General features: G+C 57.2%; 17 protein-coding genes and 1 tRNA gene. 16 read left to right on the top strand and 2 right to left on the bottom strand.

Going from position 1 to position 21,646, the window contains the following annotated elements:
• Positions 1 to 152 precede the first annotated feature (152 nt).
• From coq7 to PuT2_RS03495, 9 genes are all read left to right on the top strand, one after another.
• A complete protein-coding gene (coq7, locus tag PuT2_RS03540; RefSeq protein ID WP_093969663.1) occupies positions 153 to 815 on the top strand; it encodes a 2-polyprenyl-3-methyl-6-methoxy-1,4-benzoquinone monooxygenase in 663 nt (220 codons plus the stop codon).
• A gap of 517 nt (positions 816 to 1,332) precedes the next feature.
• Positions 1,333 to 2,439: a glycosyltransferase gene (locus tag PuT2_RS03530; RefSeq protein WP_093970052.1), complete on the top strand. Its 1,107-nt coding sequence runs from the start codon at positions 1,333 to 1,335 to the stop codon at positions 2,437 to 2,439.
• 17 nt (positions 2,440 to 2,456) lie between these two features.
• Positions 2,457 to 3,731 (top strand): Vi polysaccharide biosynthesis UDP-N-acetylglucosamine C-6 dehydrogenase TviB, encoded by a 1,275-nt coding sequence (gene tviB / locus PuT2_RS03525; RefSeq protein ID WP_093969661.1) that lies wholly within the window; start codon positions 2,457 to 2,459, stop codon positions 3,729 to 3,731.
• 9 nt (positions 3,732 to 3,740) lie between these two features.
• Entirely contained in the window at positions 3,741 to 4,766 is a 1,026-nt protein-coding gene (locus PuT2_RS03520; protein WP_093969660.1) for an SDR family oxidoreductase, read from the top strand.
• A gap of 1 nt (position 4,767) precedes the next feature.
• Positions 4,768 to 6,099: a murein biosynthesis integral membrane protein MurJ gene (gene murJ, locus PuT2_RS03515; protein ID WP_093969659.1), complete on the top strand. Its 1,332-nt coding sequence runs from the start codon at positions 4,768 to 4,770 to the stop codon at positions 6,097 to 6,099.
• Between the two features lie 70 nt (positions 6,100 to 6,169).
• Positions 6,170 to 7,285: a glycosyltransferase family 4 protein gene (locus tag PuT2_RS03510; protein WP_093969658.1), complete on the top strand. Its 1,116-nt coding sequence runs from the start codon at positions 6,170 to 6,172 to the stop codon at positions 7,283 to 7,285.
• Positions 7,286 to 7,298: 13 nt separating this feature from the next.
• Entirely contained in the window at positions 7,299 to 9,209 is a 1,911-nt protein-coding gene (gene asnB / locus PuT2_RS03505; RefSeq protein WP_093969657.1) for an asparagine synthase (glutamine-hydrolyzing), read from the top strand.
• Complete coding sequence (locus PuT2_RS03500) at positions 9,206 to 10,327, top strand: glycosyltransferase family 4 protein (protein ID WP_093969656.1); 1,122 nt, start codon at positions 9,206 to 9,208, stop codon at positions 10,325 to 10,327. The genes asnB and PuT2_RS03500 overlap by 4 nt, the downstream gene beginning before the upstream one ends.
• Entirely contained in the window at positions 10,320 to 12,587 is a 2,268-nt protein-coding gene (locus PuT2_RS03495; protein ID WP_093969655.1) for a glycosyltransferase, read from the top strand. Before PuT2_RS03500 ends, PuT2_RS03495 begins: the two co-directional genes overlap by 8 nt.
• Here the strand turns inward: PuT2_RS03495 and PuT2_RS03490 are convergent.
• Positions 12,576 to 13,967: a phosphomannomutase/phosphoglucomutase gene (locus PuT2_RS03490; protein WP_093969654.1), complete on the bottom strand. Its 1,392-nt coding sequence runs from the start codon at positions 13,965 to 13,967 to the stop codon at positions 12,576 to 12,578. The genes PuT2_RS03495 and PuT2_RS03490 overlap by 12 nt on opposite strands.
• A gap of 83 nt (positions 13,968 to 14,050) precedes the next feature.
• Here PuT2_RS03490 and PuT2_RS03485 point away from each other — a divergent pair, with 83 nt between their 5' ends.
• On the top strand, positions 14,051 to 15,463 hold the full coding sequence (locus PuT2_RS03485; RefSeq protein WP_093969653.1) for an FAD-binding oxidoreductase: 1,413 nt from the start codon (positions 14,051 to 14,053) through the stop codon (positions 15,461 to 15,463).
• 44 nt (positions 15,464 to 15,507) lie between these two features.
• On the opposite strand, the gene mutM is transcribed toward PuT2_RS03485, so the two are convergent.
• Entirely contained in the window at positions 15,508 to 16,335 is an 828-nt protein-coding gene (gene mutM, locus PuT2_RS03480; protein WP_093969652.1) for a bifunctional DNA-formamidopyrimidine glycosylase/DNA-(apurinic or apyrimidinic site) lyase, read from the bottom strand.
• A gap of 84 nt (positions 16,336 to 16,419) precedes the next feature.
• On the opposite strand from mutM, the gene PuT2_RS03475 reads away from it, so the two are divergent.
• The 6 genes from PuT2_RS03475 (at position 16,420) to PuT2_RS03450 (ending at position 21,621) form a co-directional block, all read left to right on the top strand.
• Positions 16,420 to 18,192, top strand: a complete 1,773-nt coding sequence (locus tag PuT2_RS03475) for a tetratricopeptide repeat protein (RefSeq protein WP_093969651.1) — start codon at positions 16,420 to 16,422, stop codon at positions 18,190 to 18,192.
• Complete coding sequence (lolB, locus tag PuT2_RS03470; protein WP_254046926.1) at positions 18,193 to 18,801, top strand: lipoprotein insertase outer membrane protein LolB; 609 nt, start codon at positions 18,193 to 18,195, stop codon at positions 18,799 to 18,801.
• 7 nt (positions 18,802 to 18,808) lie between these two features.
• Entirely contained in the window at positions 18,809 to 19,762 is a 954-nt protein-coding gene (gene ispE / locus PuT2_RS03465; protein WP_093969650.1) for a 4-(cytidine 5'-diphospho)-2-C-methyl-D-erythritol kinase, read from the top strand.
• Positions 19,763 to 19,772: 10 nt separating this feature from the next.
• Positions 19,773 to 19,849, top strand: a tRNA-Gln gene (locus tag PuT2_RS03460).
• A gap of 126 nt (positions 19,850 to 19,975) precedes the next feature.
• A complete protein-coding gene (locus PuT2_RS03455; protein ID WP_173862506.1) occupies positions 19,976 to 20,926 on the top strand; it encodes a ribose-phosphate pyrophosphokinase in 951 nt (316 codons plus the stop codon).
• A gap of 104 nt (positions 20,927 to 21,030) precedes the next feature.
• On the top strand, positions 21,031 to 21,621 hold the full coding sequence (locus PuT2_RS03450) for a 50S ribosomal protein L25/general stress protein Ctc (RefSeq protein ID WP_093969648.1): 591 nt from the start codon (positions 21,031 to 21,033) through the stop codon (positions 21,619 to 21,621).
• The last annotated feature ends 25 nt before the right edge of the window (positions 21,622 to 21,646 follow it).

The raw sequence follows: 21,646 nt of genomic DNA, 5'->3' as shown, positions 1-21,646 counted from the left end.
GCAAAAATCCAGCGTCGAAGAAAAGCTTCAATATTATCATCGCCGTTTGCCGTGCCCCGCGCTGGGCGGGTATTTTGTAGAATTCAGGTATGCCAGCCGGCCGGGCCTTTGCGACGCCTCAAGCCGCCATGTTGTCTTTAAAGGATGTTCGTATGACTGCTGTTAAACCCATGCAACGCCAGTTCAGTCCGGTCGATCAATGTCTGGCCGAGGCCGGGCGAGCGCTTGAGGTTCTGGCCGGCGCCGTTCACGCTTCAAGGCCCAATCCGGCTGGTCGGCCTACCGCAGTAGATCGCGCGCTATCCGAAACCGAACAAAAGCATGCAGCAGGCTTGATGCGAGTCAACCACGTTGGCGAGGTATGTGCGCAGGCGTTGTATCGTGGCCAGGCGCTTTTTTGTCGCGATGCTGCAACGCGAAATATGCTTTACGACGCGGCCAGCGAAGAGGTCGACCATCTGGCGTGGTGCGCCGACCGGCTTAAAGAGCTCCATAGTCGACCCAGCCATCTGAATCCGCTCTGGTATGCCGGGTCTTTTGCACTAGGGGTGGTTGCCGGCCGTGCCGGCATAGGCCATAACCTGGGGTTTATGGCCGAAACCGAAACCCAGGTCGAGCACCACCTTGAAAGTCATTTGTCGATGCTGCCCGATAACGATGTGCGTTCGCGCAAAATTGTCGAGCAAATGCGTGACGACGAAATCAGTCATCGCCAAACGGCCGAAAAAAACGGGGCAGTGCCGTTGCCGGGCCCGCTTAAAGCAGGCATGAAATTCATGGCCAAAATAATGACCACCACGGCATACCGTGTGTAGTGTCTCGCACGTATACGCCTTTTTTGTAACAAAACAAAAAGCTGCAAAAAAGCTATTGACCTAGGGTTTGCCCTAGTCTACAATTTGCTTAATGTTTGAAGCTTAAACGTATTTGAACAGGCCGCAGCAAGTTAAAGTGGCTGTTGTAAAAATGCAGGAAAATAAAATTTTTCTTGCAACGCAACAAAAGTTTAAATACAATGCTTCTATCGGATGTCGAAACGCAGCGCAAGGGGGTTAACCCTAGTTTTAGCGCAGTGTGGCTCAGGCAAGTGCCTTCGTAGCCCGACATGCCCAGGTTGTCTCCTCCACCCTCCTCCTTTGGTGGATTTAGCCCGAGATCTCTCGATCTCGGGCTTTTTTTTGCCCAGGTGTTCCATTTTTAAATACGGTAACAATTTTCAGTAGCATCTTATTGCATGCAAGTGGCACCATTGTTACAGATCCACTGCATAATTAGCGTTTATCTGAATTGCGTTGTAGGTAATTTGTGAATTCTCCTCAAACCTGGGACACCCTGACGTGGCTCTACATCTGTATCGTCGCCTTCATGGTGGGCGGTCTTATTGTGGCGTCCGAGCGCTGGCACGGCAAGCTGACGGGCGATTCCGACCTGAGCAAGCCTCAGGCTTCGCATTCGCGGGCTACGCCGCGCGTGGGCGGGCTTGCTGTCGTTGCGGGTAGTTTGGCGGGGTTGCTGGTATTGGGCCCCAGCAATATGACGCTTACCTGGCTTTGGCCGGTGTTGTTTATCGCAGCCATGCCAGTGTTCGTCGCGGGCCTCCTTGAAGACATCACCAAAGATATCGGCGCCAGCAAGCGTCTGTTAGCAGCCTTTTTGTCGGCTGCCATTGCCTGGTGGCTTATTGGTGGGGTTTCACGGGTCGGGTTCTCCAGCGTCGACTGGCTATTAGCGTATTGGCCTGTTTCGCTGTTGTTCACCATGGTGGCGGTGGGCGGCTGTACGCATGCGCTCAATATTGTCGATGGCATGAACGGCCTGGCTGGCATGGTGGCGACGCTCATGGCTGTATCCATCGGTTTGGTGGCGTTGCAAGTCCAAGACATTCCCATTTTTCTTATTGCCGCGGCGCTGGCGTCCGCTACGCTGGGTTTCCTTGTCTGGAACTTCCCGTTCGGGCGCGTATTTTTGGGTGACGGCGGGGCGTATTTTCTGGGTTTTATGCTGGCCGAGCTGGCGGTCCAGCTGGTGGTCCGTAACCCCGGGGTGTCGCCGTTTTATGCCCTGGCGGTTTTGTTTTACCCCGTATTCGAAACCCTCTTCTCAATTTGGCGTCGTCGCTTCAAGCGCGGTACGCCTATCGACCAACCCGACGCCTTGCATTTGCATCAACTGGTCTTTCGTCGGCTGGTACGCGTTACGTTCAGTCGCGATGGCCGTCACGCGGTCCCCGCGTTGTGCAATGCCATGACATCCCCTTATTTGTGGGTGCTGACGCTTATTGGGCTGGTGCCGGCCACTATCTGGTGGGACAACACCCTGATCCTGTGCATCAGCCTTGTTGTGTTTGCGTCGGTCTACATCTGGATTTACTCGCGCCTGGTGTCTTGGCGTCGCCCCTCTTGGTTACTGTTGCCGTCTATCGGTCGTCACACTAAATAATTTTCTGGAGATCAATTTTGCAACTTCAAGACGTAAAACTTGCTGTGGTTGGCCTGGGCTATGTGGGCCTGCCTCTGGCCGTCGAATTCGGTAAAAAGCGTTCTGTTATTGGCTTTGATATCAATGCGCGGCGTATTGCCGAACTGAAAACGGGTAAAGATCACACGCTCGAAGTTGAAGAATCTGAACTTGCCGAAGCCAGTGGGTTGATATTCAGTCACGAAGCTTCCCAGTTGGGTCAGGCTAATGTCTTTATTGTGACGGTGCCCACACCCATCGACGACTACAAGCAACCCGACCTGACACCGCTGATTCGTGCCAGCGAAACCATTGGTAAAGTGCTTAAGCGCGGCGATATTGTTATTTACGAGTCTACGGTTTACCCGGGGGCCACCGAAGAAGACTGCGTGCCTGTGCTCGAGCGGGTTTCGGGTTTGAAATTCAACGTCGATTTTTACGCGGGTTACAGCCCCGAGCGTATCAACCCGGGCGACAAGCAGCACCGCGTGTCCACCATCAAAAAGGTGACATCCGGCTCGACCCCCGAAGTGGCTGACCTTGTCGATGCCCTCTACGGTGAAATCATTGTGGCCGGTACGCACAAAGCGCCGTCCATCCGCGTCGCCGAGGCCGCCAAAGTTATCGAGAACACCCAGCGCGACGTCAATATCGCGCTTATCAACGAACTGGCCCTGATTTTCAACAAAATGGGCATCGACACGCAGGCTGTACTCGAAGCAGCAGGCACCAAATGGAACTTCCTGCCGTTCCGCCCGGGTTTGGTGGGTGGGCATTGCATTGGCGTTGATCCTTACTACCTTACCCACAAGGCGCAGGCTATCGGCTATCACCCCGAAATCATTCTGGCGGGCCGACGCCTTAACGACGCCATGGGCAGCTATGTCGTTTCTCAGCTGGTCAAGGCCATGACCAAAAAGCGCATTCAGGTGCAGGGTTCGCGTGTGCTCGTGATGGGTCTTACCTTCAAAGAGAACTGCCCCGATCTACGTAATACCCGCGTGGTCGATATCGTTCGTGAACTTGGCGAATACAACATTGAGGTCGATGTTTACGACCCATGGGTGTCGGCAGAAGAGGCTGTGCACGAATACGGCATTACGCCTGTACCATCGGCCGTCAATGGCAAGTACGACGCTATCATTCTCGCGGTCTCGCACCATCAGTTTGTCGAAATGGGCGCGCAGGCCATTCGCGCTTTGGGTAAGCCCGATCATGTGCTTTACGACCTGAAGTATGTGTTGTCGGCCGACGAAGCCGATCTGCGTCTGTAAGGGGCGGGCATGACGACACGTTATTCAGAAGTCCTCGATAACCTGCGTGCCCAGCCGAAACGTTGGCTGGTCACCGGGTGTGCCGGGTTTATCGGTTCCAACCTCGTCGAAGTCTTGCTTGAGCAGGGCCAGACCGTGGTCGGGCTGGATAATTTCGCTACGGGTCACCAGCGCAACCTCGACGAGGTCAGCAAAAACGTGGGTCAGCAAGCCTGGGCACGATTCAGTTTTATCGAAGGCGATATCCGTAATCTTGACGCCTGCCGTCAGGCCGTGCAGGGCGCAGACTACGTTTTACATCAGGCCGCACTGGGGTCGGTTCCTCGCTCGCTAAACGACCCCATCACCAGCAACGAGGTGAATGTTTCCGGTTTTTTGAATATGCTGGTCGCAGCCCGCGATGCGCAGGTCAGCTCGTTTGTTTATGCGGCCTCTAGTTCTACTTACGGCGACCACGAGGCCTTGCCTAAGGTCGAAGAACGTATTGGTCGCCCGCTGTCGCCATACGCCGTCACAAAGTACGTTAACGAACTTTATGCCGACGTATTCGCGCGTTCGTACGGGTTCAATACCATTGGTCTGCGCTACTTTAATGTGTTTGGCCGTCGGCAAGACCCCAATGGCGCCTATGCCGCAGTCATCCCGAAATGGGTGGCCGCCATGATCAAAAATCAAGACGTCACCATTAATGGCGACGGCGAAACCAGCCGAGACTTCTGCTTCATCGAAAATGTCATTCAGGCCAATATATTGTCGGCCGTCGCAACGGGTGAAGCTGTTAATCAGGTTTATAACGTTGCCTTCAATGCGCGTACCAGCCTGAACCAGTTGTTCGGGTATCTGGCGCAAACATTGTCCGAGAACGGCATCCAGTATGCAAAGTCTCCTGTTTACGGCAATTTCCGTGCCGGCGACGTTCGCCATTCTCAAGCCGACATTGGCAAGGCTGGACGCTTGCTGGGTTATGCCCCGGCTTACGATATTGTCAACGGCTTGAAAAAGGCCATGCCTTGGTACGTTCAATTCCTGGGTTGATTTGAGTTTCCTGTCCCAAAAACTTGCCCGGCTGGGTCACGATCACCAGCGCATCGCCAAAGCAGCACTGCGGGTCGCGATGTTTTTGTTGCTGGGCAAGTTTGCGGGGGCGGCCAAAGAAATGGCCGTGGCCTACCGTTATGGCGTGTCCGATGCGGTCGATGCCTATCAGTTCACCTTGACGCTGGTCAGTTGGCTGCCCGTCACGTTAGTGGGTGTCCTGTCGGTTGTTCTCATCCCTGTATTGGTTCGCACGCGGCGCGAACCCGAGCAGGCGCGTAACCGGTTCTTGTCCGAACTTCAGGCCTGGTCCATTGCGCTGGGCACGGTATTGGCCGTATTGATTTACTTGGCGTGGCCTTGGGTACTCCAGATTGCTGGGCAAGGGTTAAGCCCTCAAACCCGTGCCATGAGTTTGCAGCTGACCTGGGCGTTTGCGCCAGCGGCACTGCTGACCCTGGTTGCAGGGATTAGTGCTGCCCGTTTGCGTGCCCACGAGCGGCATCTGAATACGTTGCTTGATAGTGTGCCGGCAGTGGTTATTTTGATCTGGGTCTTGCTGGCCGGAGTCGTCGACAACGTGGGGCCGCTGTTGTGGGGTACGCTGGTCGGGTACTTTTTGCAGTCGGTACTGTTGCTCTGGTTGGCGGGGCGGGCTGATAAAACATTGGCCATGCCGCGATTCGGGTTTGGGTCTTCGCACTGGCCCGAATTGGTCAAGGCGGCAGGCGTCATGCTTATCGGGCAGGTGGCCATGAGTTTCGTCGGCCCCATCGATCAATACACAGCGGCGTCGCTGGGCGACAACACCAACGCCACGCTTGGCTATGCTACGCGCTTGTTGGCCTTAGTGCTTGGCGTGGGTGCGGCGTCGGTTGGGCGGGCGGCTTTGCCCGTGTTGGCCGATATTCATAGCCGGGGCGACGCTCTTTACGGAAGGCGCGTTGCGCTTAAGTGGTCGGTGGTCATGCTGGCCGCGGGTGTCGTCGCGACGGCAGCCGGCTGGTGGCTGTCGCCCTATGGGGTCGCGCTGTTGTTCGAGCGTGGTGCTTTTAGCGCCGACGATACGCAGCGCGTAACCGAAGTATTGCGATGGGGGCTGTTGCAGTTGCCCTTCTATTTCGGGGTGTTGATTCTGGTGCAGTTGCTGGCCAGTCAAAATCGTTATCGTGTCATGGCGGCCATTGCAGTGGCAAACTTTGCCGTAAAGGCGGCCATGAACGCGGTTCTGGCGCCAGTGTATGGCGCGCAGGGCATCATGTTGGCCACCGCCTTCATGTATGCGTCGTCCTATGTATGCTATGCGGTTGCGGCCTTGCGGTACCGGCCTTAAACCGTATGGTTTTCAATGTATTTTTGGGTTGTGTTGGGTTGTGTCTAAAAAGAAGTCTGCGCCGCATTTGATGATTGTGATTCACTCCCTGAGTGGGGGTGGGGCCGAGCGCGTCACAGCCGACCTGGGGGCCTATTGGTACCACCAGGGCTATCGGGTCACCGTGGTTACCCAGGCCGATGCGTCGTCCGATGCCTATCCACTGCAAGCGGGCATTAGCCGTATTGTGCTGGGTACAGCCGGGGCCAGCCGGGGGCGGGTCAGTGCGTTGTTGGCCAACATGCGTCGTGTGATGAAATTACGCCGCGTGATCCGGCGTGTGCGGCCTACGCTCGTGCTGGGCATGATGACGACGTCATCGGTCTTGGCTGTGGCCGCTGCGCGGGGGTTGCCGTGTCGGGTCATTGCCACCGAACACACGCACCCGCCATCGCAAGAGCTGTCAACCTTCTGGTTGCGCATGCGTCGCTGGGCCTATCCTCGCGCTGCACGGGTGGTCGCGCTTACATCGGGCACGGCGCAATGGTTGTCGCAGCATGTGCCGGGCTCGAAGGTTTGCGTCATCCCCAATGCGGTACGCTGGCCGCTTGATGCGACCGATCCGTGCGTCGAACCGCCCGAGCGGCACGGTCGCAAGCGTTTACTTGCGGTTGGCCGTCTGCACCCGCACAAAGGGTTCGATCTTCTATTGACCGCGTTCGCCGCCATTGCAAAGTATTTGCCCGATTGGGACTTGACCTTGTTGGGCGAGGGGCCCGAGCGCGAAAACCTACAAGCGCAAATCGAAGCGCTGGGTCTGGCCGACAGGGTTACGATGCCAGGTCGCGTCGGTAACGTCGGCCACTGGTACGAGCAGTCCGATCTTTACGTCCTCAGCTCGAGGGTCGAAGGGTTGTCGAATACTTTGCTAGAGGCCATGGCCAGTGGGTTGGCCGCTGTAGCTTTCGATTGTGAAACAGGCCCGCGGGAAATCGTCCGTGACGGTATTGATGGTGTTTTGGTCAGCCCGTCTGAAGATGTCGAGGCCTTGGCAGCCCATTTGTCCGACCTGATGTCCCGCGCGCAAAAGCGCGAGGCCATGGCCAGGCGCGCCATCGATGTGCGCGACCGCTTTTCGTCGGCCCGGGTCATGGCGCTGTGGCGTCAGGTGTTTGTCGACGCTGCCGATCCGGGTAAAACAGCCTGAAAAAAGGGTAATTATGTGTGGAATTGTTGGGGCCTGGGGCCCGCTGAATGACCGGCAGAATGTTCTGGCCAACAGCCGCAAGGTGATGAAGCATCGTGGGCCGGACAGTCAGGGTTATTGGGAGGACGCCGACGCCAATATTGGTCTGGGCCATGTGCGGCTGGCCATCATTGATTTGTCCGAAGCCGGTCATCAGCCCATGGTGTCGGCTTGCGGTCGTTATGTGGTTGTGCTTAACGGCGAAATTTACAATCATCTGGCGCTGCGCGAGTTGTTGCAGGTGCAAAGTCAGGCGCCCGACTGGCGGGGCCACTCCGACACCGAAACCCTGCTCGCAGCCATTGCCGCCTGGGGGCTCGAAACCACATTGCGGTCGTTGGTGGGCATGTTTGCTTTTGCGGTCTGGGATCGCGATGCCCGAACACTCTCGTTGGCACGCGACCGCATGGGCGAAAAGCCGCTGTATTGGGGCCATGCCGGCGAAGCGCTGGTTTTCGCTTCCGAACTTAAGGCGCTGCGCGGTATGCCCGGTTTCAATACCGCGCTCGACAAAACCGCACTGACGCTGATGATGCGTCACAACTATATTCCGGCGCCATTCAGCGTTTACGAAGACATTAAAAAGCTGCCGCCCGGACACTACATTACGCTGACCGTCGAAGACTGCCGGCAGCGCAATTTGCCGCCGGCCTCGGCGTATTGGTCGGCGCGACAGGTGGCCGAAGAAAGCAAGTCGCAGGCGCTGAGTTTTTCTCGCGAAGAGGATGCCGTCGACGCTCTTGAAGAAGTGTTGATGACGGCGATTCGCGGTCAAATGATGGCCGACGTGCCTTTGGGTGCCTTTTTGTCCGGTGGTGTCGACTCGTCGCTGGTTGTAGCCCTGATGCAAGCGCTGAGCGCCAACGCCGTCAATACATACGCCATTGGTTTCGACGAGCCCGCGTTCAACGAGGCCGAATATGCGCGTGAGGTGGCTGCGCACCTGGGAACACGGCACACCGAATTGTATGTGTCGGCACAAGATGCCCTGGATGTCGTTCCGCGGCTGCCTGACATTTACGACGAACCTTTTGCCGACTCTTCCCAGATTCCCACCGTGTTGCTGATGCAAATGGCCAGTCAGCACGTGACGGTCGCTTTGTCGGGCGATGGGGGCGATGAACTTTTCGGCGGTTATTCGCGTTATCAGCGTGCGCAGCGCTGGTGGGACAAGCGCAGCAGCATGCCGGGTTTGATGCGCAAGCCATTTGGCTCGCTGGCACAAACGTTCGGTCGCGCTTGGCCTGGCAACGGTGCCGGGCAGCTCGATAAATTCGGTCGTCTGATGCACGCTGAGGGCTCGGGGCCGTTTTATCGTCAGTTTGTGTCGTACTGGGAAGACCCCTCGGCCGTAATTAACGGTGGACGCCTGGCGCCCACAGTATTCGATCAACCCAGTGGCCTGCCGTTTTCCGATCACATGATGCTGTTGGATACGCTGACCTATCTACCTGATGATATCCTCGTTAAAGTCGACCGGGCTGCCATGGCGGCCAGCCTGGAAACACGCGTGCCTTTACTGGATCACCGTGTGTATGCGTTTTCGCAGCGCCTGACACCGCAATACAAGTTTCGCGACGGGCAGGGCAAATGGTTGCTGCGGCAAGTGCTTTATCGCCATGTGCCCGAAGTGCTCATTGACCGGCCCAAGAAGGGGTTTGGCGTACCTGTCGGGCAGTGGCTGCGTGGTCCATTAAAAGACTGGGCGCAAAGTCTGCTCGACCCAGCGCATCTTGCGCGCCATGGTGTGTTCAATGCCGAGCCTGTCATGAAAAAATGGCAGTCGCATTTGGCGGGTCATCACGATTGGAGCGCCCACTTGTGGGGGGTGTTAATGACGCAGGCCTGGCTTGACGCGAAATCGAACGAAGGCCTCTCGGCATGAAAATCGCGCTCCTGGTCAGCTCGATGAATGCAGGCGGTGCCGAACGTGTTGCGGCAACGCTGTGCAACGCCTGGGCGTCGCAGGGTCATCACGTGCTGCTCATGCCGACCTATCCCGTTAAGGGACATAGTTTTTATCCGCTGGCATCAAATGTGCAGGTCGAATGGCTTGCTGATCGGTTAGGTGCCGGCGCTCATTCGTGGCGTTCGCCGTTTTTAAAGTTACGCCAGATGCGTCGGTTTGTGTCCGACGCGCAGCCCGATGTTGTTGTTTCTTTCCTGACCAATGTCAATGTCATGACGTTATTGGCCACTTGGGGGCTGACCGTGCCTGTCGTGGTATGCGAGCGTACTAATCCGGCGTTCAGCGACAGCAGCGGGCGGGTATTGTCGATGCTGCGCCGATGGCTGTACCGACGCGCAACGGCGGTTTGTGTTCAAACCCAGGCAACGGCCAGCGCTTTTGCGCAGATGGTGCCGAACATGCCCAGCCTCGACGTATTGCCCAATCCGATGCCACCGGAGCTCGACGACATGGCGCTTTCGTCGCTTATGCCCGATGACAGCGGTCGTTTCCGTCTTGTCGCCATGGGCCGGTTTATGCCCAACAAGCAATTCGACCGTTTGATAGACATGTTTTCGCGCATTCACACCAATTTCCCGCAGTGGGATCTTTATATTTTTGGCGACGGCCCCATGCGTGAAGGGCTCGAATTAAAGGTTCAGCAAATGGGGCTTTCGGGTAGGGTGCTTATGCCGGGGCGTACGACGTCGCCGTGGATCGAGCTGCAAAAGGCAAGTGCGTTTGTCATGACGTCCTCTGTAGAGGGTTTTCCCAATGTATTGCTCGAGGCGATGGCGCTTGGGCTGCCCGCTGTTGTGTACGACTGCCCCAGTGGTCCGCGCGAGCTGACCGAAGACGGTCAACATGCTGTGTTGGTGCCGTTAGGCGACGAAGACAAGTTTGTCGCGGGTTTGCGCGCCTTGTTGGGCGATGCCGATCAACGGCAACAACTGGGTAAAGGGGCAGCGCAGTCTGTGCGGGCCCGATTCAGCCTGTCTGCTGTGGTTAAGCAATGGGGCGGGGTTCTTTCCAGGGTAACAAAGCACAATGACTGATACGACCGTTCTGCACATCGTTCATATCATTTCGGGGCTGGGGCACGGTGGGGCCGAAACCGTGTTGCACCGTTTGTTGACGGCACCCGAACAAAAAGATCGTCATACCGTCATTTCCATGACCGACGCTGGCGTGTTTGGTCCCCGATTGCGTGAGGCCGGCGTTAATGTGCTGACGCTTGACATGCCCTCTGGCAGGCTGACCTGGTCTGGTCTGCGCGAAATGTATCGCCTGTTGCGCCAGTTGTCGCCCGATGTCGTACAAACCTGGATGTACCACGCCGATCTGGTGGGCGGCGTGGTTGCACGCCTCGCTGGTATTCGGGCGGTGTCCTGGGGTATTCGCAACTCGGGCGCCAACTTGCACAAGGCCAGCCGAGTCAGTCGGGCCATTGCGTGGCTGTGCGCTCGTACTTCAGGCGTTATTCCTGCGGGCATTGTGGCTTGCGCCGATAACGCCGCCCACCGTCATAAGTCGTGGGGGTACCGGGCCAACCTTTTTCGCGTTATCCCCAACGGATACGACCTGTCGCGTTGGAAACCTGACCCTGAGGTGCGTTTGCGCATGCGGTCGCAGCTTCATGTGTCGCTCGATACACCTTTGTTGGGGTGTATTGCGCGCTGGAACCCACTGAAAGACCACGCCAATTTATTGGCTGCCGTTGCGCGTAGTGCGCAAACGCACCCCAAACTAAAGTTGGTGCTGGTCGGCCATCAGGTTGACGAAAACAATACACAGCTCATGTCGCTTATTGAACGGCATGGCCTGCGCGACAGGGTATTGCTGCTAGGGCGACGCGACGATGTGCCCGACATCATGAAAGCGCTTGATATTCATGTATTGTCCAGTTGCGCTGAAGGGTTTCCCAATGTGGTGGCCGAAGCCATGGCCGTGGGCGTTGCCAATGTGGTAACCGATGTCGGCGATGCGTCGCGCATTGTCAGTACCTTGGGTTGGGTTGCGCCTGCGCAAAACAGCGAGGCCTTGTCCGACGCGCTAAATCAGGCCTTAGCGCAATTGGGCAAGCCCGATATGGCAACCCGCCTTCAAAAAGGGCGTGAGCGTGTGGCGCGATTCTTTAGTTTGTCGGCGATGGTCGAAGCCTACCGTGCGCATTGGCACGAATTGGCCGGTCGCCGTCGCCTGATGTTTGCGATCAATAACCCCGCCTTTTTCCTGTCGCACCGCTTGCCCTTGGCGCTAGCCGCGCGCGAGGCTGGGTTCGACGTGCATGTGGCGACCATGGATGGCCCGACCGTGCCACAAATCCAGGCCTTGGGTTTCCGCCACCATGTCATCCCCATGTCACGCAGTGGGCGCAACCCGTTTCGCGAGCTTCTGACCATGTTGGCGTTTCGCCGCTTGTTTATTCAGCAGCGTCCCGCCATCGTTCATGCCGTCACCATCAAGCCTTTGTTATACGGCGGGATAGCGGCGCGCCTGGCTAAAGTGCCGGCCTTTATCGGGGCAGTGTCCGGGCTGGGCTTTGTGTTTACCGGGGGCGACCCTAAACGCAACCTTATTCGTTGGGCGGCAACACGTTTGTACCGATTGGCGCTCGGCCATCCCCACAGTCGGGTCATATTCCAGAACGGTGGTGACCGCGATATGTTGCAGGCAGCCGGAGCGTTACGGCCGGGGCAGGTGGTCATGATTCGCGGGTCGGGGGTCGATCTGAACGAGTTTCCTGCATTGCCTGAGCCCGGTGGCGCGCCGGTGGCCATTATGGTGTCGCGCTTGTTGCACGACAAAGGCGTCAACGAGTTTGTCGAGGCAGCGCGTCTCACGCGTGGGCATCCGTCGGGCTTACGTTGGGTACTGGTCGGTAGCCCTGACGTGATCAACCCAGCCAGCGTAAACGAAGAGACACTGAAAGCGTGGCAACAAGAGGGTGTGGTCGAGTGTTTGGGCGAGCGCACGGATATTGCCGAGCTGTACCAGTCGTCGCATATCGCCGTACTGCCCTCGTATCGCGAGGGTCTGCCCAAGTCGCTGATTGAAGCGGCGGCTAGCGGCCGCGCGGTAGTGACAACCGACGTACCGGGTTGCCGCGATGCCATTGAGCCTGGCGAAACCGGGGTGCTGGTGCCTGCGCGTGACGCGCAGGCCCTGGCTGACGCAGTGGTGCGCTTGGCCGAAAACCCTGAACTACGTCAACAAATGGGCAGGGCCGGCCGACAACTGGCCGAACGCGTGTTTGATATTCGGCTAGTGCAGCAGGCCCATTTGCAGTTGTACGAGTCGTTGTTAAAACGGTAACCGTGCCTGAGGTGCCAAGGCCGACAGCGCTTGACGGAACTCGGCCTGGATGCGTTCCAACGCTTGCGCATTGTCGCCCTCAAAGCGCAGCACCACAACCGGGGTAGTGTTCGAGGCACGAGCCAACCCGAAACCATCGCTATATTCGGCGCGAACGCCGTCGATGGTGTTTATTTCGGTTGCCGTTGCGAATCGCCCCTCGGCTTGAAGCCGCGCGATCAGTGCGTGCGGCTCACCTTCATTCATCTCAATCTTCAGCTCGGGTGTTGATACGCCCTGAGGCAGCGCCTCTAGTAGCGCGGATGCGTCGGCCTGACGAGACACGATTTCGAGCAGCCGGGCACCGGTGTACAAGCCGTCGTCGAAGCCAAACCAGCGCTCTTTGAAGAAGGTATGGCCGCTCATTTCGCCGGCCAGTGGCGCGCCGGTTTCGGCCAGTTTGGCCTTGATCATCGAATGGCCGGTTTGCCACATAAGTGGTTGCCCGCCGGCGGCACGAATAGACTGGGCAACGTGGCGGCTGCATTTTACATCGAAAATAATGGTGGCGCCGGGCTCGCGTTGCAGTACGTCTTGTGCATACAAAATGAGTTGACGGTCAGGCCAGATGATTTGCCCCGACTTGGTGACCACACCCAGGCGGTCGGCGTCACCGTCGAAGGCCAGGCCCAGTTCGCAGTCGGTAGTTTTAACCGTTTGGATCAAGTCCTCGAGGTTGTGCGGGTCGGCCGGGTCGGGGTGGTGATTGGGGAAATTGCCGTCCACTTCACAGAACAGTTCGGTGACCTCGCAACCCAGTGCGCGGAACAGGGCAGGTGCGACTGCGCCGCCTACGCCGTTGCCGCAGTCAATGGCGATTTTCATGGGCCGCGTGAGCTTGATGTCGCCAACAATGCGTTGAATATAGTCAGTGATGGGGGCGTAATGTGTGCCTTTGCCAGGCGTCGCAGCGACCGGCATATTGCCTTGATTCATGCTGGCTTTCAGGGTTTGCACACCCGCGCCATATAGCGTTTTTCCGGCCATCATCATTTTGAAGCCGTTGTAATTGGGCGGGTTGTGGCTACCCGTAATTGCCACGCCCGAGCCGGTTTTTTTAGTGTGTGCAGCAAAGTAAACCAGTGGTGTAGGTACGCAACCCAGGTCCAGCGTGTTGACGCCGCCTGCCTGAATGCCCCCTTGCAGCGCTTGCGACAACGCAGGGCTGCTCAGACGACCGTCGTAACCCACGACCAGCGTATCAACGCCTTCGCTGATGGCTTGCTTAGCCAGCGCCAGACCCAGGTGATGGGCAAAGTCGGGGTTAATCTGTTCGGGGACTGTGCCACGAATGTCGTAGGCTTTAAAAACAGCGTCGGGAAAGGAAGAGGTCGTCACAATAGATCCTGATGAACCGTGGGGTTAAAAGCGATCCAATTATGGCATAGGCTTAAAATGAAAAATGTATGTCTACGAGGTAAGCCATGACCCAGCTCGATGAACTTGTGCGCCTGCTTGGCGCACCCAATGTCCTGACCGGCGCCGATGCCGAAAGTTATTTAACCGACTGGCGAGGCCGTTATACCGGCGCGGCGCTGGCCGTCGTTCGGCCGGGCTCGGCTCAAGAGGTCGCGGCCGTTATGCAATGGTGCAATCACCATAACGTGCCCGTGGTGCCGCAAGGGGGTAACACAGGCTTGTGCGGCGGGGCCACCCCCGACAACTCCGGTCGCGCCTTGGTCTTGTCGCTGGGTAGGCTCAATCGCATCCGCAGTATCGACGTCGACAACGACACCATGGTCGTCGAGGCGGGGTGTATCTTGCAGACGGTGCAGCAGGCGGCCCGCGATGCCGATCGCCTGTTTCCCCTGTCGCTGGCTGCCGAGGGCAGCTGCACTATTGGCGGTAATCTGGCCACTAACGCCGGGGGTACGCAGGTGTTGCGTTACGGCAATGCGCGCGACCTGGTGCTGGGGCTTGAAGTCGTTACGGCCGATGGCCAGATTTGGCAGGGCTTACGTGGCCTGCGCAAAGACAACACCGGCTACGATCTTCGCGACCTGTTCATCGGCAGTGAAGGCACGTTGGGTGTCATTACGGCAGCAACGCTCAAGCTTTACCCTTTACCTGTCGCGCAATGCACGGCGTTGGTGGGGGTTAACAGCGTGCAAGACGCGGTGGCTCTGCTGTCGGTGGCCCGTAAGGGTTTTGGGCCCGCCCTGACCGGATTCGAACTGATCGCCGGTAATTGCCTCAAAGCCGTCAACGATTGCTTCCCGCAACAGCGGTTGCCGTTCGAAGGGGCGTCGGCACAACTGCCCTGGTATGCCTTGCTCGAGCTTTCAGACGCCGAAAGTGCGGATCACGCCCGCGAACGTTTCGAGACCATTATCGGCAGTGCCATCGAGTCCGGTCTGGTCATCGACGCTGTCATTGCCGAAAACATTGCCCAAAGCAAGGCCCTATGGCACTTGCGTGAAAGCATTCCGCTGGCCGAAAAAATGCAGGGTAAAAGCATCAAGCACGACGTATCGGTACCTGTGTCGCTAATGGCCGAGTTCATCGAAACGACAAACCAGGCCGTGCAGGCTCGTTTTCCAGGGTTGGGGCACGTTATTTTTGGTCATCTGGGCGACGGCAATCTGCACTACAACATTACGCGTGGTAGCAAGCTATCAGAAGATGATTTGCTTGCGTTGCAAGACCAGGTTTACGAACTGGTGCACAACAGCGTGTATCGGTTAGGCGGTTCGATCAGTGCCGAGCATGGCGTGGGTCAGCTCAAGCGCGATGTCTTGCCCCAGTATAAAGACCCGGTCGAAATGGCGCTGATGCACCGTATCAAGGCGGTGTTCGACCCCAAAGGGATCATGAATCCGGGCAAGGTGCTGATGTAGCTTGCCAACCGCTAGTCTGCACTTCTTGGGCTGCAGCGTCGCTATCAACGGCGCTGGCAGTTTGGGCAATAGTAGGTGGCGCGTTGCCCTTGCACAATGCGTTTAATGGGTGTCTGACATACGCGGCAAGGTTGGCCGGCGCGGTCGTATACGGCCGCGTGTATCTCGAAATAACTGCCTGGCGTACCCGTGGCATTAACGTAGTCGCGAAGCGTGCTGCCGCCCGAGGTCAGCGCGTCTGATAATGTCGACTTGATGCTTGCCCACAGGCGTTCGGCCCGCGCCAGCGAAAGGCTGCCGGCCTTGATGCGCGGGTTGATGCGGGCCCTGAATAAGGCTTCAGAGGCGTAAATATTACCCACCCCCACCACAATGTCGCCACTTAGCAAGGCCTGCTTGATGTTTTGTGTGCGACCGCGCAACCCGTTAAATAAATATTGGGGCGTAAAGGCGTCGTCAAAGGGCTCAATGCCCAGCTTGGCCAGCAAAGGGTGCATCAGCACGGGCCCATCGGCCAGGTCGTGCCACAGTACTGCGCCAAACCGACGAGGGTCGTGCAGTAAAAACCGGGCATCGTCAAACAGCCATTCGATATGGTCGTGCTTTTTTGCCGGCTCGTCGGGCAGGGCCCGGCGCAACGACCCAGACATCCCTAAATGGACGATCATTACGCCATGATCAAACGCAATCAGCAGGTACTTTCCGCGTCTTTCGCACGCCCGTACGACCTGGTTTTTGACCCGGTCTGGTAAGTCGGAGGGAACCGGCCAGCGTAAACGCGGCTCAAAGACATTAAGGGCTCTGAGCGCTTGTCCGGGCATGACCGTCGCAATTCCGCGACGGGTAGTTTCAACTTCTGGTAATTCGGGCATATTGGGGGGCTACGGTCTATGCGGCTTTATGTTATTTTGCCATCAGGCGCAGTATTATCGGCGCAATTGTGACGGTTCTTGTTAATGAAACTTTCGATTTCCCTGCTGTCCTCTGTTGTGGCGGCGGCATTGCTGCAGTTTTCTGCTGCGGCGCACGCGGCGCCCGGCGATGCGCCTTCCACACCTGTCGAGCAAATCCATTTGCGGCCTAATGCGTTGCCCACGGTCACGCTAACGCCCGAACTGCTATACCGCCTGATGGTGGCCGAATTTGCGGTTCAGCGTGGCGACCTTACCCTGGGTAGCGAATTGCTGCTCGGCGCGGCGCGCGATACCTCCGATCCGCGTTTGGCCAAACGTGCGTTCCAGTTTGCCATGGTTAGTCGCAATTTTGGGCTGGCCGATCAGGCTGCTCAGTTGTGGTCTTTAATGGCGCCCAACGATCCCGAAGCCGTTGCCAGCGCACTGGCCTTGTCCGCATCTAACGGGAAAACCGAAGGGTTGGCCGCCGCACTCTGGACGCGCATCGAAAAGGCCGACGATAAAGACGCTGCAGTGGGTCAGGCGGCGGCTATTGTCAGCAAGCTGGCCGACAAGCGCGCAGCCTATCAAGTGCTCGACGCCGCTTTGCGCGAGCCGGTTCGCAAACTGCCTATTACCTATCTGGCGCTGGCCGATGCCGCGTGGGCGGGGGGCGATACGCAGCGCGCGCTAGGCGATGCCCGTCGTGCACTCGAACTCGATCCCTCGTCCGAGCAGGCTGCCCAGCGCATCCTCGAATACGGTCTTAAGGTCGACCCGCAGGCGGCCATTGCGGCTACCCAAGCCTTTATTGCTCGCAACCCGCAAAGTGGGCGGCTTGGCCTGATGCTGGTGTCGCGGCTTGCCGAGCGCGGCGATTATGCCGCCGCGTTGCGGCAAGTCCAGCAAATGCGCCGAAGCAGCCCCGAAAATTTCGACTTGCTCTACACCGAAGCCGAAGTTAATTTCAGGGCCGGTAATAACAGTGCGGCCAAGGCTTTACTTAACGAGTACATCAATGTGCAAACCCAGCGGCGCCAGTCGCTCGACGACAAGGCCAGTAATGCCATCGCCGATACGTCCGACGCCCGGCTGATGCTCGTGCGCATTGCCGAGCAAGAAAACAACTTGCCCGAAGCTATTGCGCAGTTGCGCAAAATCGATGAGCCTGCGCTTGAGTTTCAGGTGCGCGTGCATGAAGCCGTGCTTTATGGCCGCATGGGCAATCTGACTGCAGCTCGTAAAACCATCGACGCCATTTCGCCCCAAAGCGAAAATGAGCGTGCCGTGCTGGCCATGTCGATGGCGTCCATATATCGTGACGGCGGTCGCACCGACCTGGCCATCGACACCTTGGCCAAGGCCAACGCGGCGGTGCCTAATAGCGCCGAAATCAAATACGATCTGGCCATGCTTTACGAACGCCAGGGCAATTTCGAGGCGTTCGAGCGCCTCATGCGTGAAGTCATGGTGCTTGAGCCCGACGATGCCAATGCCTTTAATTCGTTGGGGTACACCTTTGCCGACCAGAATATCCGTCTGGACGAGGCGCAGGCCTTGCTCGAAAGGGCGCTTCAGCTAGAGCCCAATAATCCCTATATTCTGGATAGCGTTGGTTGGTACTTGTATCGTACGGGCGATTACGCCGCGGCGGTGCAATACCTCGAGCGTTCATTCCGCGCCTTGCCCGCCGCCGACGTTGCAGCGCATCTGGGCGAGGTCTATTGGGCCATGGGGCGCAAAGACGATGCCCTGAAAATCTGGGAGCAAGGTCGCGAAAAAGACCCGAATAACGACACCTTGCTGAAAACGCTTAGTCGTTTCGGGGTGAAGTAATTGGCTGTCGGCACGGGTTTGTCATCGCGCCTTGGGCGTTACCGTCTTTGGTTTCGCAGTATTCTGGTCGTCTGGGTTGCCGCCATTTTGGCGGCGTGCGCTACGCCCGCGGCCATTCAGGTGCAGTCCGCCGATCCGGCTTTTCAGCGTAGCGGCCGGTTCGCTGTGTCGGTTGAAGAGGTCGGCGTCGATCCGCAGGCCGTGCAGGGTGGTTTCGCCTGGTACGACGCGGGCCACCGTTTGTTGCTCGACCTGGCCAACCCGCTGGGCAGCACCTTGGCTCGGGTTGAAGTATTGCCTGGGCAGGCCGTGTTAACGCGCAGCAATGGCACAACGCAAACGGCGCCTAACGCCGATGCCCTGGTGCAAGAAGTCGTCGGCGTGGCTATTCCGGTTGCGGGTCTGCGCGACTGGCTTAGGGGGCGTACGGGGCAGGGGTTGGTGCAGTCGCGCGAAACTGATGCTGAAGGCCGCCTGACGCGTTTTGTGCAAGACGGTTGGTCGGTGACGTTGTCGCGTTACGACAACCTGGGGCCAGGCTTGTTGCAGCTTAAACGTACCGAAGGCCAAAGGTCGATCAGCGTACGCCTGGTTGTCGACGCTTCTTAAGGCTGTCATGGTGTTGCAAGCCCCCGCGCCTGGTGTCACAGCGTTATACGACGTACCGGCCCCCGCTAAGTTAAACCTCTTTCTGCATGTGGTGGGGCGTCGTCCCGACGGCTATCATCTTCTGCAAACCGTCTTTCGTTTTATCGGTCTGTACGATTACCTCGATTTCGATCTGCGTACCGATGGTCGCATCGTATGTGAAACCACCTTTCCGGGCATTGCGCCCGAAGATGATCTGGTGGTTAAGGCCGCGATGGCTTTGCAAAAGGCATCGGGTACTTCATTTGGTGCACAGATCAGCTACAGAAAAAATATTCCGTCAGGGGGCGGTTTGGGCGGGGGCTCTAGCGACGCGGCAAGTACGCTCATTGCGCTTAACCGGTTGTGGGGTACCGGCTTGACCCGTCACCAACTCATGCAGCTTGCGTTGCCCCTGGGGGCCGACGTGCCTGTTTTTATTTTTGGGCAGCCAGCGTTTGCCGAAGGCATAGGCGAAGTTCTTAGCCCGGTGCCCATGCCTGACCGGGCTTATGTTGTTGTGCAACCGACGCAGTCTGTGCCCACCGCAGGAATTTTTTCGTCGCCCGATTTGACAAGGAATACAAATTACGTCAAAATAACGGTCTTTACTGATTGGCAAGAATCGGTTGAGCAAAAAAAGAAGGTTGGCAGTAATGCAAACAACGCTTTATTTGGTCGAAACGATTTGCAGCCCGTTGTTTTTGGAAAGTACCCGGCGGTACAAAATGCCAGCCGCTTTATCGAAAGCCTTGGGGTAACACCACGAATGACAGGATCAGGCGCTTGTCTTTTTGTCGAGTTTGTAACATTAAGCCAGGCCGAAGCCTTTCAGAAAAAAATTGTCGGTAAAATAGCGTGCTATGAAAACGGCAGCACAGCGGCAGTGAATAGTACTTGGGTATGCCCCGGGTTAGCTAATCACCCGTTGTACAACTGGTAAAACAGTCAGGTGGGGAATCGCCAAGCTGGTTAAGGCACTGGATTTTGATTCCAGCATGCGAAGGTTCGAATCCTTCTTCCCCAGCCAAAAATTTGGTGTAAAGCCTTTCAAAGGCTTGCAGTTAATACAAGCTGTTGAGTCGGCCCCATAAAAAAGGGTGTGCGGGTCAACAGCTTTTGTTATTTAACGCTTCGCAACTACCTCCCATCCATCATGGCACAAGACAGATTCATGATTTTTACCGGCACGGCTAATCCTCGCCTTGCCGTCGACGTCGTCAACCACCTCGACATGTCCCTCGGGAAAATGACAGTAGGCCGGTTCTCCGACGGCGAAGTCATGGTTGAAATCAATGAAAATGTCCGGGGTAAAGATGTTTTCGTGTTGCAGCCTACGTGCGCACCCACGAACGACAACCTCATGGAAATCATGGTCATGGTCGATGCTCTGCGTCGTGCTTCCGCCGGCCGTATTACGGCAGCGCTGCCGTATTTTGGTTATGCGCGCCAAGACCGCCGCCCGCGCTCTGCGCGTGTGTCAATTTCGGCCAAGGTCGTAGCTAACATGCTTCAGGTTGTGGGTGTCGATCGCGTCATGACCATGGATCTGCACGCCGACCAAATTCAGGGTTTTTTCGATATCCCCGTCGACAACGTCTACGCCGGCCCCATTTTGTTGGGCGATATCTGGCGTCGTAACTATAAAGATGTCGTTGTTGTTTCGCCCGATATTGGTGGCGTGGTGCGTGCTCGTGCACTGGCCAAGCAACTCGAGGCCGACCTTGCCATTATTGACAAGCGTCGTCCGCGTGCCAATGTGTCCGAAGTCATGAACATCATTGGCGAAATCGAAGGCCGTACCTGCATCATCATGGACGACATGGTTGATACCGCCGGTACGCTTTGCAAAGCAGCGCAAGCGCTTAAAGAGCGTGGTGCGTTGGGCGTATATGCTTACTGTACCCACCCGGTTTTGTCCGGTCAGGCCGTCGAGCGCATCACGTCGTCCGATCTCGACGAACTTGTCGTCACCGACACCATCCCGCTGTCTGAAGCCGCCCGCAATTGCGGCAAAATCCGTCAGCTGTCGTGCGCGTCGTTGCTGGGCGAAACCATTCTGCGTATTTCAAACGCCGAATCGGTCAGTTCGTTGTTTGTCGATTAAATTTTTTACTGCGGGTTTGCTGGTCGCGGCAGCCCGCAGGTAACTGCAGCCTTCATGGCTGTTTTTTAACGGGGCGTAGTGCCCTTTATTCCGGAGCTTTATCCATGAAATTTAATGCCACTTTGCGTAGCGTCCAAGGTACGAGTGCGAGCCGCCGCCTGCGCAACGCCGGTCGTGTTCCAGCCATTGTTTACGGCGGCCCCGAGGCCCCTATCAACATCGAGCTCGATCACAACGAAATCTATCACGCACTTCGTAAAGAAGAATTCCACGCGTCGATTCTCGAAATGGACCTCGAAGGCAAATCGCAAAAAGTTTTGCTGCGTGCTGTGCAATGGCACCCCTTCAAGCAGTTGGTCCTGCACGTCGACTTCCAGCGCGTCGATGCCAGCCACATCATCCACACTAAAGTGCCTCTGCACTTCATCAACGGCGATGCATCGCCTGCGGTCAAACTGGGTGGTGCGCTCATCAGCCAAGTCATGAACGAGCTCGAAATCAGCTGCCTGCCAGGCAACCTGCCCCAGTTCATCGAAGTTGACCTGGGCAAAATGATTGCCGGCGAAACTGTTCACCTGGCCGACATTACACTGCCTAAAGGTGTAACGTTTGTTGCTCACGGTGGCGATGCCAACCCCGCTTTGGCTGTTGCCATGGTCAAGGGTGGTGCAGCTGGCGAAGCTGCAGCCGAGTAATCGCTTGCACTGTTGTGTCGTACCC

Source organism: Pusillimonas sp. T2 (assembly GCF_002236805.1).
In the GTDB taxonomy this organism is placed as follows: Bacteria; Pseudomonadota; Gammaproteobacteria; order Burkholderiales; family Burkholderiaceae_B; genus Neopusillimonas.
Note: the sequence above shows the minus strand (reverse complement) of the source record. Positions and strands in the feature narration are given on the sequence as shown.